The organism is Hyphomonas sp. (assembly GCF_037969335.1).
Taxonomy (GTDB): domain Bacteria; phylum Pseudomonadota; class Alphaproteobacteria; order Caulobacterales; family Hyphomonadaceae; genus Hyphomonas.
Map to the genome: position 1 here is coordinate 1 of NZ_JBBKXE010000189.1, position 15,742 is coordinate 15,742.

Annotated in this window: 20 protein-coding genes; 7 read left to right on the top strand and 13 right to left on the bottom strand. The window is 63.0% G+C overall.

Going from position 1 to position 15,742, the window contains the following annotated elements; translation table 11 throughout:
• The 3 genes from murJ to AADA04_RS14135 form a co-directional block, all read right to left on the bottom strand.
• A partial coding sequence (gene murJ / locus AADA04_RS14125; protein ID WP_340693918.1) for a murein biosynthesis integral membrane protein MurJ occupies positions 1-1,184 on the bottom strand: 1,184 nt, incomplete at its 3' end.
• A gap of 22 nt (positions 1,185-1,206) precedes the next feature.
• Complete coding sequence (locus tag AADA04_RS14130) at positions 1,207-4,056, bottom strand: [protein-PII] uridylyltransferase (protein WP_340693919.1); 2,850 nt, start codon at positions 4,054-4,056, stop codon at positions 1,207-1,209.
• Between the two features lie 34 nt (positions 4,057-4,090).
• Entirely contained in the window at positions 4,091-4,558 is a 468-nt protein-coding gene (locus tag AADA04_RS14135; RefSeq protein WP_340693920.1) for an Lrp/AsnC family transcriptional regulator, read from the bottom strand.
• A 110-nt stretch (positions 4,559-4,668) separates the two neighbouring features.
• On the opposite strand from AADA04_RS14135, the gene AADA04_RS14140 reads away from it, so the two are divergent.
• Positions 4,669-5,871 carry a methionine gamma-lyase gene (locus AADA04_RS14140; RefSeq protein WP_340693921.1) on the top strand — a complete coding sequence of 401 codons (1,203 nt, stop codon included), beginning with the start codon at positions 4,669-4,671 and terminating at the stop codon, positions 5,869-5,871.
• Here the strand turns inward: AADA04_RS14140 and AADA04_RS14145 are convergent.
• A complete protein-coding gene (locus AADA04_RS14145; RefSeq protein ID WP_340693922.1) occupies positions 5,868-6,233 on the bottom strand; it encodes an EthD domain-containing protein in 366 nt (121 codons plus the stop codon). The two genes, AADA04_RS14140 and AADA04_RS14145, sit on opposite strands and share 4 nt — an antisense overlap.
• 161 nt (positions 6,234-6,394) lie before the next feature.
• On the opposite strand from AADA04_RS14145, the gene AADA04_RS14150 reads away from it, so the two are divergent.
• Together AADA04_RS14150 and AADA04_RS14155 are read left to right on the top strand one after the other, a co-directional pair.
• Positions 6,395-7,072 (top strand): nitroreductase, encoded by a 678-nt coding sequence (locus AADA04_RS14150; RefSeq protein WP_340693923.1) that lies wholly within the window; start codon positions 6,395-6,397, stop codon positions 7,070-7,072.
• A 79-nt stretch (positions 7,073-7,151) separates the two neighbouring features.
• Positions 7,152-8,159: an SDR family oxidoreductase gene (locus AADA04_RS14155; protein WP_340693924.1), complete on the top strand. Its 1,008-nt coding sequence runs from the start codon at positions 7,152-7,154 to the stop codon at positions 8,157-8,159.
• A 6-nt stretch (positions 8,160-8,165) separates the two neighbouring features.
• On the opposite strand, the gene AADA04_RS14160 is transcribed toward AADA04_RS14155, so the two are convergent.
• The 6 genes from AADA04_RS14160 to AADA04_RS14185 are packed head-to-tail and all read right to left on the bottom strand — an operon-like array spanning position 8,166 to position 11,747.
• Complete coding sequence (locus AADA04_RS14160) at positions 8,166-8,585, bottom strand: arsenate reductase family protein (protein ID WP_340693925.1); 420 nt, start codon at positions 8,583-8,585, stop codon at positions 8,166-8,168.
• 15 nt (positions 8,586-8,600) lie between these two features.
• On the bottom strand, positions 8,601-9,005 hold the full coding sequence (locus AADA04_RS14165) for an OsmC family protein (RefSeq protein ID WP_340693926.1): 405 nt from the start codon (positions 9,003-9,005) through the stop codon (positions 8,601-8,603).
• A complete protein-coding gene (locus AADA04_RS14170) occupies positions 8,998-9,867 on the bottom strand; it encodes a VOC family protein (RefSeq protein WP_340693927.1) in 870 nt (289 codons plus the stop codon). Before AADA04_RS14170 ends, AADA04_RS14165 begins: the two co-directional genes overlap by 8 nt.
• Positions 9,868-9,879: 12 nt before the next feature.
• A complete protein-coding gene (arsB, locus tag AADA04_RS14175; RefSeq protein WP_340693928.1) occupies positions 9,880-10,902 on the bottom strand; it encodes an ACR3 family arsenite efflux transporter in 1,023 nt (340 codons plus the stop codon).
• A 4-nt stretch (positions 10,903-10,906) separates the two neighbouring features.
• Positions 10,907-11,389, bottom strand: a complete 483-nt coding sequence (locus AADA04_RS14180; RefSeq protein ID WP_340693929.1) for an ArsI/CadI family heavy metal resistance metalloenzyme — start codon at positions 11,387-11,389, stop codon at positions 10,907-10,909.
• A 22-nt stretch (positions 11,390-11,411) separates the two neighbouring features.
• On the bottom strand, positions 11,412-11,747 hold the full coding sequence (locus AADA04_RS14185; protein WP_340693930.1) for a metalloregulator ArsR/SmtB family transcription factor: 336 nt from the start codon (positions 11,745-11,747) through the stop codon (positions 11,412-11,414).
• A 104-nt stretch (positions 11,748-11,851) separates the two neighbouring features.
• Between AADA04_RS14185 and AADA04_RS14190 the strand changes: the two genes are divergently transcribed.
• The 4 genes from AADA04_RS14190 to AADA04_RS14205 are packed head-to-tail and all read left to right on the top strand — an operon-like array spanning position 11,852 to position 14,076.
• Positions 11,852-12,349 (top strand): CinA family protein, encoded by a 498-nt coding sequence (locus AADA04_RS14190; RefSeq protein ID WP_340693931.1) that lies wholly within the window; start codon positions 11,852-11,854, stop codon positions 12,347-12,349.
• A 34-nt stretch (positions 12,350-12,383) separates the two neighbouring features.
• Positions 12,384-13,223: a class I SAM-dependent methyltransferase gene (locus tag AADA04_RS14195; protein WP_340693932.1), complete on the top strand. Its 840-nt coding sequence runs from the start codon at positions 12,384-12,386 to the stop codon at positions 13,221-13,223.
• A 22-nt stretch (positions 13,224-13,245) separates the two neighbouring features.
• Positions 13,246-13,542 carry a class I SAM-dependent methyltransferase gene (locus AADA04_RS14200; RefSeq protein WP_340693933.1) on the top strand — a complete coding sequence of 99 codons (297 nt, stop codon included), beginning with the start codon at positions 13,246-13,248 and terminating at the stop codon, positions 13,540-13,542.
• A gap of 54 nt (positions 13,543-13,596) precedes the next feature.
• Positions 13,597-14,076 carry a methyltransferase domain-containing protein gene (locus AADA04_RS14205; RefSeq protein ID WP_340693934.1) on the top strand — a complete coding sequence of 160 codons (480 nt, stop codon included), beginning with the start codon at positions 13,597-13,599 and terminating at the stop codon, positions 14,074-14,076.
• Here the strand turns inward: AADA04_RS14205 and AADA04_RS14210 are convergent.
• Genes AADA04_RS14210 through AADA04_RS14220 form a run of 3 tightly spaced genes read right to left on the bottom strand, consistent with a single transcriptional unit; the run spans position 14,057 to position 15,565 of the window.
• A complete protein-coding gene (locus AADA04_RS14210) occupies positions 14,057-14,245 on the bottom strand; it encodes a hypothetical protein (protein WP_340693935.1) in 189 nt (62 codons plus the stop codon). The two genes, AADA04_RS14205 and AADA04_RS14210, sit on opposite strands and share 20 nt — an antisense overlap.
• 34 nt (positions 14,246-14,279) lie before the next feature.
• The gene (locus AADA04_RS14215) at positions 14,280-15,020 is read right to left on the bottom strand and encodes a DKNYY domain-containing protein (RefSeq protein ID WP_340693936.1); all 741 of its coding nucleotides are present in this window, start codon (positions 15,018-15,020) and stop codon (positions 14,280-14,282) included.
• The gene (locus AADA04_RS14220; protein WP_340693937.1) at positions 15,017-15,565 is read right to left on the bottom strand and encodes a hypothetical protein; all 549 of its coding nucleotides are present in this window, start codon (positions 15,563-15,565) and stop codon (positions 15,017-15,019) included. The genes AADA04_RS14215 and AADA04_RS14220 overlap by 4 nt, the downstream gene beginning before the upstream one ends.
• Positions 15,566-15,742: the final 177 nt, after the last annotated feature.

Genomic DNA, 15,742 nt, shown 5'->3' on the forward strand with positions numbered 1-15,742 from the left:
GCCGTGTTGACGAAGACCGACACCAAAGCGTAGCGCATCGGGGTCCTGGTATCCTCGCGGGCGAAATAGGCCGGCGCCAGCACCTTGATCAGCACGAAGGCCGGCACGCCCCAGGCAAAGTGGAACAATGCACTGCCGGACTGGAAGGCATCGTCGGCCAGGAAGGCGCCGCGCACGAAAAAGGCGTCGATCAGGAAAACCGGGGCCAGCATCAGGGCCGCCGCCGCCGGCAGGGTCAACGCCATGGCGAGGCCGATGCCTTCGTCCATGGTTGCGCGGCTGGAGTCATCGTCCAATGCACGCGCGGCCCGCGACAGGCGCGGCAGGATTGCAATGCCGACCGCCACGCCGACCAGTCCGAGCGGCAACTGGTAGAGTCGGTCGGCCGCATAGAGCCAACTCTTGGCGCCGACCTCGAAACTGGCCAGCGACTGGCTGACGATGATGTTGATCTGGGTGCCGCTGGCGGCAATCGTGCCGGGCAGGGCCAGCAGCATCACCTTGCGCACGGCCGGCGTCAGGCGGGGCCAGCCGATCAGGCTGAGATGGACCTTCTGGCGGCTGACCCCCCACCAGAGCGCACCGGCCTGCAGCATGCCGGCCACGAAATAGGCAATCGAGGCGGCCTTGGCCGTGATCACCGGGTCGGTGCTCACAAAGGCCGCCGGTATGAGGCAGAGGTTCAGGATTGTCGGGACGCCCGCCGACAGGATGAATCGCTCCGACGAATTCAGGACGCCCGACAGGAGGGCGCCGAGCGCCATGAAGGTGAGATAGGGCATGGTGATGCGCGTCAGGAAGACCGCAAGATTGTAGTGGACCGTATCGTCGGCCTGGCCGCCATGGATCAGCAACAGCACCCAGGGCATGAAAACCTGCGCAAGAATGGTCAGGGCCGCCGTGGCCGCGAACAGCACCCGCATCGCTTCCTGGGCCACTACGCGGGCGGCTTCCGCGCCCTCGGCTTCCAGCGTGCGGGCATAGGTGGGCACGAAGGCCGAGGCAAAGGCGCCCTCGGCAAAGATGCGGCGGAACAGGTTCGGGAATTGCTGCGCGGTCGCCCAGGCGTCGCCAATCGGTCCGGCGCCGATGCGCGCAACCAGCAGGATGTCGCGCACCATGCCCAGAACACGGCTTGCCAGCGTGAGGGAAGATTGCACGAGTGTGTTGCGCGCGACGCTCATGCGGGATTCCTTCGATGAATTCTCAGAAACTGTCCACGGCGCGGGACCGTTTCAGTTTCCGGGCCGGCGTATGCGGCGCATCCAGTTCTTCGCGCCCAAGAACGGCGAGAAGACGGTCTTTCAGTGAATCCTTGCGCGCTTTTGTGCCCAATTTCTGGCCTTTTGCATTCTGGACGTAGAAGGCATCGAACACGCGTTCGCCATACGATCCGACATGTGCCGAATGGATCGACAGCTTCATGTCGGCCAGCACGTCGGCAACTTCGTGCAGCAGGCCCGGCCTGTCGCGTCCGCCAACGTCGATGACGGTATATTCCGCCGAGAGGTCGTCGCGGATTTGCACCGAGGGCTGGACGAGGAAGGCCGCCTCGCGGCGCCCGGCGCGTGTCTTGACGTCGCCCGTGATCGGGTTGCCCGCCAGCGCGTCCCGCATCGCCGCTTCCAGTCGCTCCATGCGCGGCGCATCGCCTGCCGCGAAAGCCGCCTTGTTATTGTCCTGCAGCATGAAAATATCGACGATCCGGCCACTCTTGCTGGTGAAGACCTGCGCCGAGACCACGTTCGCGCCGAGCCGCGCGAGGGTGCCGGCGAGGTCGGCGAACAGGCCGGTCCGGTCGGCGCCGGATACGATGATGGCGACCGCGCCGCCATCGGCGAGATACCTGTGCGCGACCGTGTCGTCATTGTCGGTCAACACGCTTGCCTGCCAGGCCAGGTCATCGGGATCGAAGCCCGTCCAGTAGGCCGTTTCCATCTCCAGCATGATCGTCGGCACGCTGCCGATCTCGTCGACCAGTGCCTTGCGGCGGCGTTCGGCGCGCGCTTCAAGCTCGGCGTGCACGCCGGCTTCGTCCGTGCGTCCGCCGCGCAGCGCCGCCGATGTATTATTGTAGAGATCGGCCAGCAACTGGCCCTTCCAGGCGTTCCATACGGCCGGCCCGACGGCCTTGATGTCGGCCACGGTGAGAATGTAGAGCAGGCGCAGCCGTTCCAGAGACCCGACGAGTTCGGCGAATTGTGCCACCGTGCGCGGATCGGAAATGTCCCGCTTCTGGGCCGTTTCGCTCATTTCCAGGTGGTGTCCCACCAACCAGGCGACGAGTTCGGTTTCGGCTTGCGGCAGGCCTAGGCGTTCGCACGCCCGGGTCGATGTCTTCGCGCCCTCGATCTGCTGGTCGCCTTTGCCCTTGCCGGTGTCATGCAACAGCATGGCCAGGTACAATGCCCGGCGGTTTTCCAGCAGCGGGAACAGTTCGGAGACCAGCGCGACCCGGTCGCGGCGCCCGTGTTCCATGTCGGAAATGTGGGCGACCGCGCGAATGGTGTGCTCATCCACCGTATAGTGATGATACATGTTGAATTGGGTCTGGGCCACGATGCCGCCGAATTCCGGTATCAACCGGCCAAGCAGGTCGGACTCGTTCATCCAGCGCAGCACCTGTCCCGGGCGGTCGCCACCCATGATGGCTTCCAGAACCAGTCGCCTTGCTTCGGGCTGCTCGCGAACTGACTCGTTGATGCCGCGCAGGTTACGCGTCAGCGCCGTCAGCGCGTCCGGATGGATATCCTTGCCTTCGCGTCGTGCGATCGTGAACAGGCGCAGCATGTTCAGCGGGTCGGTTTCCATCACGTCTTCGCTGGTCACGTTGATGCGGCCATTGTCGAGCGTGAAGCCCGTCTCCGCCAGCGCCTGGGGCGCGCGGACCGGCAGGAAGCGGCGCAGGCCCTCGGGCTTTTTCTTGTGGTCGGCTTCCAGTTTCGCTGCGAGAATCCGCGTCAGGCCACCCACATCCTTGGCGATCAGGAAATAGCGCTTCATGAAACGCTCGACGCCCTGCTGTTCGCCGCGGTCGCGATAACCCATGCGCGAGGCGATCTCGGGCTGCAGGTCGAAGCCGAGACGCTCTTCAGGCCGTCCGGTCACGAAGTGCAGGTGGCAGCGCACCGTCCAGAGGAATTTCGCGGCCCGGATGAAGACTGCGTATTCATGGTCGGTAAACGGACCATTGCGCATCACGTCTTCCAGCGTCGTGCCGCCATATATGTGCTTGGTGATCCAGTAGAGCGTCTGCAGGTCGCGCAGGCCGCCCTTGCCTTCTTTCAGGTTCGGCTCGACGACATAGCGTGCATCGCCGTGCCGGGCATGGCGCGCGTCGCGCTCGGCCAGCTTGTTGGCAATGAACTGGGCGTCCTTGCCCTTCACGGCCTCCTTCTGGAACAGCTCGAACATGTCGGTGGCCAGCACTTCGTCACCACAGATGAACCGGGTGTCCAGCATCGATGTCTTGATCGTCACGTCTTCGGCGGCCAGTTTCACGCACTCGTTCGGCGTGCGGAACGCATGGCCGACTTTCAGGCCCATGTCCCACATCGCGTAGAGCATGTATTCGATCACGCTCTCGGTGTGCGGGCTGGCCTTGTAGGCGCGCAGGAACAGGAGGTCGGTATCCGACGACGGCGCCATCACGCCGCGTCCATAGCCGCCCGTGGCGACAATCGCGATCCGCTCGGCCTCGGTGGGGTTGCGGGCGCGAATGACGTGCGTGGTCGTATAGTCATACAGTGCATGGATGACTTCATCCTGCACCGCGCACAGGAGGCGCGCCGTATCCAGCCCGTCCGCGCCCTGCTGCAGGCGTTCCTGCGCGATCATGCGCCCGCGAAACAGGGCCGCGTGCAAATGGTCGATAGCAACCTTCCGGGCCACCTGCGGGTCGCCGAGATTGTTCTGGGCTGCCGCCGTCAGCTTCACCCGCAGTGCACGCCCGTCGATAATATTGGAAATCCGCCAGCGCCCGGGCCGCCGTTTTGATGGGCTGCGTGTCTCGACAAGGCTGGGCGCTTTGGGGGCAGGGGTCGACGTATCGGTCATGCAATTCCTATAGCAGGTCAGGGCCTGCGGACTATCACCGCTTTTCAGGCGCCATTGGCAAGCTGCGCGACTGTTTTACCACGCCATAAGCGAAACTGGTCTCGATTGAGGCAATGCCGGGTATTTTCTGGATCGTCTGGCGCACCAGTTGTTCATAATCATCCAGGCTGCGGGCCACGATGCGCAACTGGTAATCCTCGCTGCCGGTCATCAGGTAGCAGTCAATCACCGCGGCGGTTTCCGCGATCCGCTCCTCGAAGCGCCGCACCGTCTCATCGGAATGATTGATCAGGCGGATACGCACGAAGCCCGTGATCGGGAACCCGCAGGCCTTCTCGTCCACCAGCGCCGTATAGCCCGTGATCACCCCGGCAGCCTCCAGGTTGCGCACGCGGCGCAGGCAGGGCGAGGGCGACAGGCCGACGAGGGTCGACAATTCCTGGTTCGTCAGGCGGCCGTCACGCTGCAGCGCGCTCAGAATCTTGGCATCAGTTGCATCCATACCGCACTCTATTGGCAGAATCTGCCAATTTGCAATGTTTTTCAGGCAGGAATAGGCGAAACCTGCTGGGCGGTCTGTGCTATACTGGCGCAAACACAGGAGATACGCCCATGGCCTATGATTCCTCGCGCCCGCTTGGCTTTGCCACCCGCGCCATCCACCACGGTTACAATCCGGCGGACAATGCCAACGCACTGACCCCGCCGCTGCATCTCACCTCCACCTTTGCCTTCGAGACGGCCGAGCAGGGCGGCGCCCTGTTTGCAGGCGAAGCCGAGGGTCACATCTATTCGCGCATTTCCAACCCCACGGTTGCGCTGCTCGAATACCGCATCGCCAGCCTCGAGGGCGCCGAAGCCGGCCTCTGCACGGCGTCCGGCATGGGCGCCATCTCGGCGACGATGTGGACACTGCTCAAACCCGGCGACGAGGTGATCACCGACAAGACGCTCTATGGCTGCACCTTCTCCTTCATGCGCGACGGCCTCGCCCGCTTCGGCGTCAAGATTACCCATGTCGACCTCAGTGATCCGGAGCACCTGAAAGCTGCGATCAGCGACACAACCCGCATCGTCTATTTCGAAACCCCCGCTAACCCCAACATGCGCCTCGTCGACATCCGCGCCGTGTCTGACATCGCCCATGCCGCGGGTGCCCTCGTTGTGGTCGACAATACCTATGCCTCGCCCATGCTCACCCGGCCCGTCAGCCTCGGCGCGGATTTCGTGCTTCACTCGGCCACCAAATACCTTGGCGGCCATGGCGACCTTGTCGCTGGCGTGGTTTGCGGCCCGGCCGAAGCGATCCACGAGATCCGCATGGTCGGCGTCAAGGACATGACCGGGTCCGTCATGGCGCCGTTCAACGCCATGCTGGTGATGCGCGGCCTGAAGACGCTGCAGCTGCGCATGGCCCGTCATTGCGAGAGTGGCCTCAAGGTCGCCGAATGGCTTGAGGCCCAGCCCGGCATTGCCGCCGTTTACTATCCGGGCCTGCCGAGCCACCCGCAGCACGAGCTTGCCAAACGCCAGATGCCCGGCTTCGGCGGCATGATCGCGTTCGAGCTCGAAGGCGGTTACGATGCGGGCATAGCGATGATGAATCGCCTGCAGCTCATCACCCGCGCCGTCAGCCTCGGTGACGCCGAAACCCTGATCCAGCACCCCGCCAGCATGACCCATTCGACCTACAGTCCCGAAGAGCGCCAGGCCCACGGCATCAGCGACGGGTTGGTGCGCCTATCGGTGGGGCTGGAAGATGTGGCAGACCTGCTGGAAGACGTGGCGCAGGCGCTCGGAACGAACGCGCGTTAGCCCACAACCACGTTCTCGTCGCCGAACCAGAGCGGCGAGTTCGCAAGATCGATGAATTTCTTCTCGTCCGCGAGCAGTTCCGCGCCGGCTTTCGCCGCCGCCTCGCTCGTATTCGCCGCCATCGCGTCTGCGCTTTCGAACCATAGTTCGGCCACGCCGTCATAGGCGTCCGGTGCCCCGCGTGACGCGGCGATGCCTGCATTGAGCGCGTCGTGCCCTGCATGCACCTGCACGTATCGCAATATGCCCAGCGTCTTGGCATGTTTCGCCACCAGCGGCGCATGCTGCTCGCGCCAATAGGTCTGGAAGTCCTCCCGGCTGAGATGGGGCAGGCGGCGAAGGCAGAAACTGAGCTTGATCATGGCCCAAGCCTATTGACGCCGCCGCGCCCTGTCGACCGGAATGCGTCCACCTGCCGCTACGACAGGGTTGGCAGGCAAGCGCGGCCCGCACACAACCGGTTCAGTATATCGCGTGAACATGTTTAAACGCGCGCAACCAAACATTTTGAGGAGGTTCACCAGTGGAATTCAAGGACGTGGTCATGGGCCGGCGCAGCATACGCGGCTACCAGAAGAAACCCGTGCCACAGGCACTGATCCGCGAAGTGCTGGAAATGGCCATCCGTGCGCCCACCTCGCTGAACACCCAGCCATGGAACTTCTATGTTGTTGCCGGCGATGTGCTCGACAAGATCCGCGCAGGCAATGTCGAACGCAATCTCGCTGGCGTGCCGCACTCGCGCGAGTTCCGCCTCGGCCCGGACTATGCCGGCGTTCACCGCGAGCGCCAGATCGGCATCGCGATCCAGCTGTTCGAGGCCATGGGCATCGAGCGCCACGACAAGGAAGCGCGGATGGACTGGGTGATGCGCGGCTTCCGTCAGTTCGACGCGCCGGTCTCCATTGTCATCACCTATGACAAGTCGATTCAGGGCAGCGATGTCGCGCCATTCGATTGCGGCGGCGTGGTCAACTGCCTCGTCAATGCGGCCTGGTCGAAAGGCCTCGGCTGCGTGATCAACTCGCAGGGCATCATGCAGTCGCCGGTCGTGCGCGAATACGCGCAAATCCCTGACGACCAGGTCATCCAGACCTGCGTCGCCATGGGCTGGCCCGATGACAGCTTCCCCGCCAACGCCGTTGTCTCGACGCGTAAATCCGTCGATGAAGCGGCGACCTTTATCGGGTTCGACGACTGATCGGCGACGATTTCGCCAACGCCTTGACGTGACCTGCAGGTCGCGCGCTGTTACGATGCCGAAAACACGGGAGCCGCTCATGCCGAACACACTGGAACTCAACCGACGCCACCTGATGATGGGCGCTGGCCTCGCTGCAACCGCCTTCGCCGCTGGTGCAACGCAGGCGCAGGCCGAAGCCGATGCCTCCGCGCCGGACCTCACCGGCAAGTCGATCCTGATCACCGGCTGTTCGTCGGGCTTTGGCCGTCTCGGCGCAGAACATTATGCCCGCCTTGGCGCAAAAGTGTTTGCCACCATGCGCAACCTGCCGCGTCCGGAGGCGGACGAATTGATCGCCCTCGCGGCCAGCGACAATCTCGACATTACCGTGATTGAAATCGACGTCACCTCGGATGAACAGGTCGCGGCTGGCGTCGCCGAGGCGCTCAGCGTTGCGGGTGGCGCGGTCGATGTCCTGATCAATAATGCGGGCATTGCCTATGCGGGGCCGATCGAAGTCCAGGACATGGACGCCACGCAGCATATCTTCGATACCAATGTCTTCGGGCCGCAGCGGATGATCCGCGCCGTGCTGCCGGCCATGCGCGCCGCAGGCAGGGGGCAGGTCTTCAACATCGCGTCCCAGCTCGGCCGCGTCATCGTCCCGGGCTACGCGCATTATTCGCCGACCAAGTTTGCCCTCGAAGCGCTCAGCGAACAGCTGGCCTATGAGACCGTGACGCAGGGCATTGAAGTCACGATCATCGAGCCCGGCGGCTATCCGACCAGCATTTGGGAAAACCAGGTCGCTCTCTCGGCCGCGCTCAAGGCCCGGCTACCGGAAGAATTGCTCGCAGCCTATCCGCAGATGACGGCTTCCATGGGCGACGACAATGGCGGTGGCGGCGGCGGTACGGATCCGATGGACATTCCGCGCAACATTGCCGAGATCATCGCCATGCCAGCCGGCAAGCGTCCCTTGCGCCGCGCGGTGCACCCGGTGGCCCGGCCGCAGGAGGCGATCAACGCCGTCTCCGCCCGGCAGCAACTGGCCATGCTCGGCAACTCGCCCTACGGCCCGCTGGTCAAGGCCGTACTGGACTAGCGCCCGTCAGCCGACGCGCCGCCCGTCCGCATCAATCAGAAGCGTGCCGTCTTCCTTGTGCAGCGGCCCCGGCGGCAGCGTCTCCAGCAGGTCGAGCACGGCCTCGCTGGGGCGGCACAGGCGCACGCCTTTGGGCGAACAGACGATGGGGCGGTTCACCAGCACCGGCGCCTCCAGCATCGCGCTGAGGATCGTCTCGTCATCGACGCCCGGCTCCAGCAGGCCAAGTTCCGCAGCAGGCGACCTGGTTTCCCGCAGCGCCTCGCGCGCGGTGAGTCCGGCAGCGGCGAACAGGCCGAGCAATTGGGGCCGCGTCCAGCCTGTCTTCAGGTAGTCGATCACGACAGGCTTTGCGCCGCTGGCTTCGATCATCGCCAGCACGTTGCGCGACGTGCCGCAGTCAGGATGGTGATGAATGACGATCATATGAGGCAGCCTGTTTCAGGTTTTTCGTTTTATGGAGCCGGTCAGATTGGCGGCGTCGGCAACCGTGTTGGAAATCGTTCCGAACTTGCGGATATTCTTGTGAAGCAGGTCGAGGCGATGGTCGGATTCATCGGTATCCACGATGATCTCGTATTCGACTGACACGATCTTTGGCGGCGCGTCCTGCCGGACGCCGTGCAAGTTGATGCTGACCCCGCGCAACTTGAAATCGAGGAGTGGTGTGACCCGCTCGATGCCCTTCAGCATGCAGGCTGCGATCGAGGCGAGAAACAGCTCGGCCGGATTGAAGGCATCCACGCGGCCCGACAAATCCGTATCGATGGTAAGGGCGGCCTCCTTGGCCCGTGCTTCACCGCCATGCGCGTCGATCCTGCGCGCGGTGACAGAGTATTCACGCATGAGCGGGCTCCGTTCCTTCCACGAGATATTCTTCGTTTTTGTCATCAGGCATCAGGGCCAGTTCGGCCTGCGTGAGGCGCGCATAGATCTCGATCAGATTGCCGTCGGGGTCCTTCAGCCACAGCTCGTGCAGGGGTGTGCCTCGCCACGTCGTGCGCGGCGGCTTGAAGACTTGGGCCCCCATTCCGAGGGCACGGTCATACGCCTCAACCACGCCGGCCTTCGACCCGACATCCATGCCCAGATGGTAGAGCGTGTCATGGTGCAGGGTCTTGCCATCCGACACCAGCAGGACAAAGTTCAGGTTCAGGTCCGGGCGCAGGAATGTCGCAAACCGGTGCGTCCAGTCCTTCGGCCAGATACCGAGCAGCCAGCTGTAGAAACGGGTACTCCGCGGCAGGTCACTGACCCGGATACTCGCATGGAACTCCTGTGCATCCGGTCCCGGGGGCACATCCAGCAGGCCGTCGAGTATCGCGAGACGCATATCGATTCTGTCCCGCGCCGCCGCAAACCGGGTACGGAAGTCTTTAGGTGTCAGGTTGGGATCATCGCTCGCCGGGTCATCGATCGGCCAGTGCAACCGGTTGGTCGTGCCCGGCAGCCACGGGCAGACTTCCTCGGCACAAAGCGTGATCACATAATCGAAGTCGGCGGCATTCATGCCCTCGACCGGTTTCGACGTGTGCGCGCTGATATCAATGCCAATGTCCGCCATCGCCTCAATGGCGAACGGGTTGGGAACCGTCGGTTGCGATCCGGCGCTCGCCACCTCGGCGCGGTCACCGAAGCGGCGGCGTGCAAGCCCCTCGGCCATCTGGCTGCGGGCCGAATTGGCGACACAAAGAAACAATATCCGCATGAGACGTATCCTTCAGTGTTCCGGAAAGCTGTTGCGGGTGCGGTTGGCGAAGGCCACCAGTGACAGCATCACCGGCACTTCCACAAGCACGCCCACCACGGTTGCCAGCGCCGCGCCGGAATTCAGGCCAAACAGGCTGATCGCCACGGCAACTGCCAGTTCGAAAAAGTTCGACGTCCCGATCATGGCGCAGGGCGCGGCCACATTGTGCGGCACTTTCCAGAGCCAGGCCGCGCCATAGGCAATCGCGAAAATGGCATAGGACTGGATCAGGATCGGTACCGCGATCAGGGCAATGACCAAAGGCCGGTCAATGATCACCTGTCCCTGGAACCCGAACAGCAAGACGACCGTTGCCAGCAACCCGACCACGGAGGCCAGCTTGATCCGGTCCATGAACCCCGTCACCGCTGCTTCGCCGCCGCGCGCCATCAGCATCCGGCGTGTCGCCATGCCCGCAATCAGCGGGATCACGACATAAAGCGCGACTGACAGGATCAGCGTCTCCCACGGCACGGCAATGTCGGTCACGCCCAGCAGGAAAGCGACCAGCGGCGCAAAGGCGAACACCATGATCGCATCGTTCACGCTCACCTGCGCCAGCGTGTAATTTGGATCGCCCTTGGTCAGCTGCGACCAGACAAACACCATCGCCGTGCACGGCGCCGCGCCCAGCAGGATCAGCCCGGCAATATAGCCCTCGGCATCCGCCGCCGGAATGAAACCGGCAAACACATGCTTGAAGAACAGCACGCCCAGCGCCGCCATCGTGAACGGCTTGATCAGCCAGTTGACCACCAGCGTGATGATCAGCCCCTTCGGCTTCTCGCCGACGCGGGCAAGGCTGGAGAAGTCCACACCGATCATCATCGGCCACACCATCGCCCAGATCAGGATGGCGACCGGGAAGTTCACATTGGCATATTCCATCCCCGCCAGCGTCTGGAACAGGCCGGGCACGACCAGGCTCAGCCCGATGCCGGCCGCGATCGCAGCGGCGACCCAGACCGACAGGTAACGTTCAAATGCACCCATGATTCTAGCAGCAGCTTGAGGTGGCGTCGGGCGTCGGTGCCGGGCGACAGGCCCGCTCAACCGCCATGCCGGTCGGTGTCGCGGCAAGGCGTCCGTCCGCTATTTCGGGTCCGCCGCCATACACCGCGCTGTCGCCGGTCGTGTGGAACACTTCCCACGCCACGCCGGACGGGTCGTTGACCCAGCTCTTTTCAGACTTGGCATAACAGCACGTCGTCGCGCCTTCCTCCAGAACCGAGGCGTCGGCGCGCTCAAGGCGGGCATAGACATCGGCCAGTTCGTCGCTGGTCTCGACCTGGATGCCGAGGTGTTCGACGCCCGCCGCCGCGCCGCGCTGGCTGATCGCCAGGTTGACGCGCGGATCGTCGAGCATCCACTTGGCATAGTCGGATTTCACCACGGTCGGCTCAGCCGAGAACAGGGTCGAATAGAAAGCGACAGACTGCGCCAGGTCGTCAACAGCGATGTGTACATGCAGGCGTTTCATGGGTTTTTCCTATGGTTTGAAATCAGCAACAGGCCGAGCGGGCCATTTCCAGAACGGGCGCGCAAACGTCTTCGCGGCCCTCACAGCAATCCTCCATCAGGAACACGATCAGGCCACTGATGGCGTCGAAATTGGCAGAATAGATGATCGACCGGCCTTGCCGTTGCCCGGTCACCAGTCCCGATTGGGACAGGATGTTCAACTGCGCCGACAGCGTATTCGGCGGCACGTTCAGGGCGCTGGCAATATCGCCGGCGGGCAGGCCGTCATGCCCCGCTTTTACCAAGAGGCGGAACACGGCCAGGCGGTTTTCCTGCGCCAGGGCGGAGAGTTGCGAAAGGGCGGCTTTTGTTTCCATAATTCCAATATCGTGGAATTATTGAATTGAGTCAACCGTCTTTTTGGTGCCTTGCCGCGGCGCGCCGTGTTGCACCCGGCCTCGCCACCTGCTTGATGGTGCCCATGCAAACGCTTCTGCCCCTCGCATCTGAAATCGGGATGCTGCTCAAGGCCCGCCGGGAAACTGTCGCGGTCTCTGAATCCTCGTCCGGCGGGCTGATTTCCGCCGCCCTTCTCTCGGTGCCCGGCGCCTCGGCCTATTATCGCGGCGGCGGCGTCATTTACACGCCTCAGGCCTTTCGCGGCCTGATGGATCTGGGCCGGGCCGATATGCCCGATGGCATGCGCTCCTCGACCGAGCCCTATGCCTGCCTGCTGGCACGCACGATCCGCGAAAAGCTCGATGCCGACTGGGGCCTCTGCGAAACCGGCGCCTCGGGGCCGGACGGCAATGGCTATGGTGATGCCGCCGGCCATACATGCGTCGGCCTCGCCAGCAACGGGGCAGGCGGGCCGCAGGAAATTTCCCGCACGCTGGAAACCGGCTTGGCTGACCGCGAAGCCAATATGCGCCATTTTGCTGTCGAGGCGCTCAGCCTCCTGCACGAGGCGCTGGTCTAGGCCTCGCCCCTCCACTCACGAAGGAACGCCGCTCATGAACAATGCAGACCAGGTCGAATACTGGAACGGCCCCGCCGGCCAGAAATGGGTCGACCAGTCAAACCGGCTCGACGCCATGCTGGCGCCCTTCGCCGACAAGGTCATCGCGGCGGCGTCCCTGAAGCCCGGTGAGTCTGTCATGGATATTGGCTGTGGCGCGGGCGCACTCACCCTGCGCGCGGCGGCCAAAATTGGCGCGGCGCACGGTGCACTCGGCGTCGACGTCTCCGCCCCGCTGGTCGAACTCGCCCGATCCCGTGCGGCTGAGGCCAAGTTGGCTGCCCGGTTCGAACTGGCCGATGCCAGCGCGTTCACCGCACCTGATCCTGCCGACATCATCATCTCGCGTTTCGGCGTCATGTTCTTCGAAGATCCCGCCGCCGCCTTCGCCAATATCCGTCAGTCTGTGAAACCGGGCGGCCGGCTAGCTTTCATCTGCTGGCAGGGCCTCAGCGGTAATGACTGGGCCCTGGCGCCCCTCAAGGCGGCGATGCCCTTCCTCAAGGAGGCGCCAGCCCCCGCCGACCCGACCGCCCCCGGACCGTTCGCCTTCCAGGACAAGGACCGCGTCGCGGGCATCCTGTCAGACGCCGGATGGAAAAATGTCGCGATCGAACCGGCGGAACAGGCGATCGTCCTGCCCGGCGACGACACCGAGTCCACGGCAAAATTCATGATGCAGCTCGGCCCGCTCTCCCGCCTCCTCGCTGCACAGGGCATAGACGAGGCGCTGGTCGAAGCCGCCCTGATCTCCCTGATGCAGGACCACAAAACCCCCAACGGCCGCATCGCCATGAAGTCCGCCTGCTGGATGGTCAGCGCCGACAATATCTGAACGTCCAGACCGGAGTACGACCATGTCGATTGATCAGGAGGTCGCCCATCAATACCGGCATGGCAGCTTGCTGGGCGCGATAGAGGCCGGCCTCGCCCACCAGGGCAAGTCGCCTGCAGACGTGACAATCGAGGATCTCGCCCCGGTTGACGAGTTCCATGTCGGCGGGCGCCTCGCCAGCACCCATTTCCTTCAACAGCTGGATATTGCCCCCGATGCGCACCTGCTCGACATCGGGTGCGGGCTTGGCGGCGCGGCCCGGTTCACCGCCGACCAATATGGTGCGCGGGTAACGGGGATCGATCTGACGGCCGAATAGCTCGAGGCCGGGCAGGCGCTGTGTGGATGGCTCGGTCTCGAAGACAGGGTCAGTTTGCGTGAGGAAAACGCGCTGTCCATGTCCTTTCCGGACGCCATGTTCGACGGCGCCTACATCATGCATGTCGGGATGAATATCGAAGACAAGGCCGCCCTCTTCGCAGAGGTTTTCCGTGTGCTCAGGCCGGGCGCCCGGTTCGGCATCTATGACATCATGCGGACAGGTCCGGGTGAGCTCGCCTATCCGGTCCCGTGGGCGGGCAGCCCCGCAACCAGCTTCCTTGCCGATACCGATACCTACAAGACGGCCATGCAGGCCGCAGGATTTGTCGTGTCGGACGAAACCAGTCGCCGTGACTTCGCTTTGGAGTTTTTCCGCAATGTCCGCGTCGCCAATCAGGCGAATGGGGGTCCGCCACCGCTCGGCCTTCACACGCTGATGCAGCACACAGCCGCGGCAAAGGTCGGGAACCTGGTGAAGAACATCTCCGCCGGCCTCATCGCGCCCGTAGAGCTCATCGCGACAAAGCCCTGACGACGAAGATGCAATTGTGGAACCTGAACCGCTTGACCCACCGCTCAGCGCCGATGATCGCTGCCAGATCGTGCGCGATGATTTCCTTGCGCTGACCCAGTCCGAGATCGGCTTCCACGCGGCCAATCCCGGAGGCCAGTACCACGCCATCCTGATCGATATCGATCACACGCCCGCAAGCCCGCCTGAGCGACTTGCGGTCATCACTTCAAGCAGGCTTTCATCTCGGTCCCTAACCAGCACCCGGATTTATCGCGCCCCAGTCGCGTTCCGGGCGCTAATCGAAAGGTTGCCACATCGGCACCGATGACCTGGTCCTGGCGCCAATAAACGGCGAAACGATCCTTGGAATAACCGGCTCCGATCAGATCGAAACTTTCCCGGTCCTGCAAGGGCAGCTTGAACACCGCGAAGTAGACGCATTTGCTATCCGCGCTGAAATCACCGTCTTCGCTATCAACGGGCTGGAAGGTCGCGACGTCACATGGGACAAATCGGGACCCGCCGGAATAGGCGGCCGCTTTGTCGACTGCGAGTTGAGGGCCGATCAGCCTGAAGGTGGCGCCATCTGCGCCGTCGATCGGCTCAGTTCCGTACCATACGCCTGTATCATCAGTCGCCAGAATATTGCTGATGGCAGTAAAAGATGCCGGGTCGGTCCCCGTTACCGCGATACCTTCGAAATACCCACGGTGATCATCTTTGCCCCAGGACGCAAAAGCCAGCGCTTCAAAAGTGACCTGGTTCGCCGCTGTCTTGCGTTCCAGCTTTTCAAAGCTCGGATGTGCCGACGAGCCGGGATAGGAAATCCAGTACACACCATCTTTCCGAACCTCGTAGCGTTCGCCCGCAATCGAAGCACAACCGACCAACAGTCCAAGGGCCAGGCTGAGCAGTGCGCCAAACGCGATGATGCGATTCAAGGCGTCATTTAGATACGTCATTTTTTCGGCATCCAGAGTAGCGAGAAATAGGTCCCATCGTCGTCGCGAAAGGCCACGTCATCGAGTAACCAAGTGTCACCAATCGCCCGAAAGGTATATTTGTAGGAACGGACATAGCCGATTGTGTTGGTGTGGGATGTCGTAACCTGTCCGGTATTAGTGCTGAGTTGAATGTTCAGAATGACTTCGTGGTCGTTGCTGTGCTGGGGCTCGCTGCTGATCACTGCGCCGTAGGCGGTCCGACCTGGGACACAGTGACGCCGCAACAGCGCCGCCCAGTCGCGGTCGATGATGTCCATTGATGGATTGGTTCCTGTCGTCTCGACGGCGGCAGCATTCCAGGCTTCATAATCCGCTATGAACTGTCGCGTTTTCTCGGCGAGCAGTTTCGCGGTGGCGGTAACGGGTATGTAGGAAGAAATTGGAAGCGATGGCGCGGCGCCAAGGCCCCGATCGGATAAGGCATTGCGCGTCGTCGGCTCGACCGCGACAGAGGCGCATGAGGTCGCCAATAAAGACAGAGCTCCGACAACCATTTTTTTCAAGATTTGTTGCTTTCAGGAAGGCATGCCCATTTTACACTATCGGCTTCAGCCAACAAATGAATTTTGCGAGGCGGACCGGTCTTTCCGGCAGGCCGGCGCGACGGTCTGCCAGTGAGCGCAGCACATTCCACCTGCGCTACACAAACTTATCCACCCCCCACCGTACCACCCCTATAC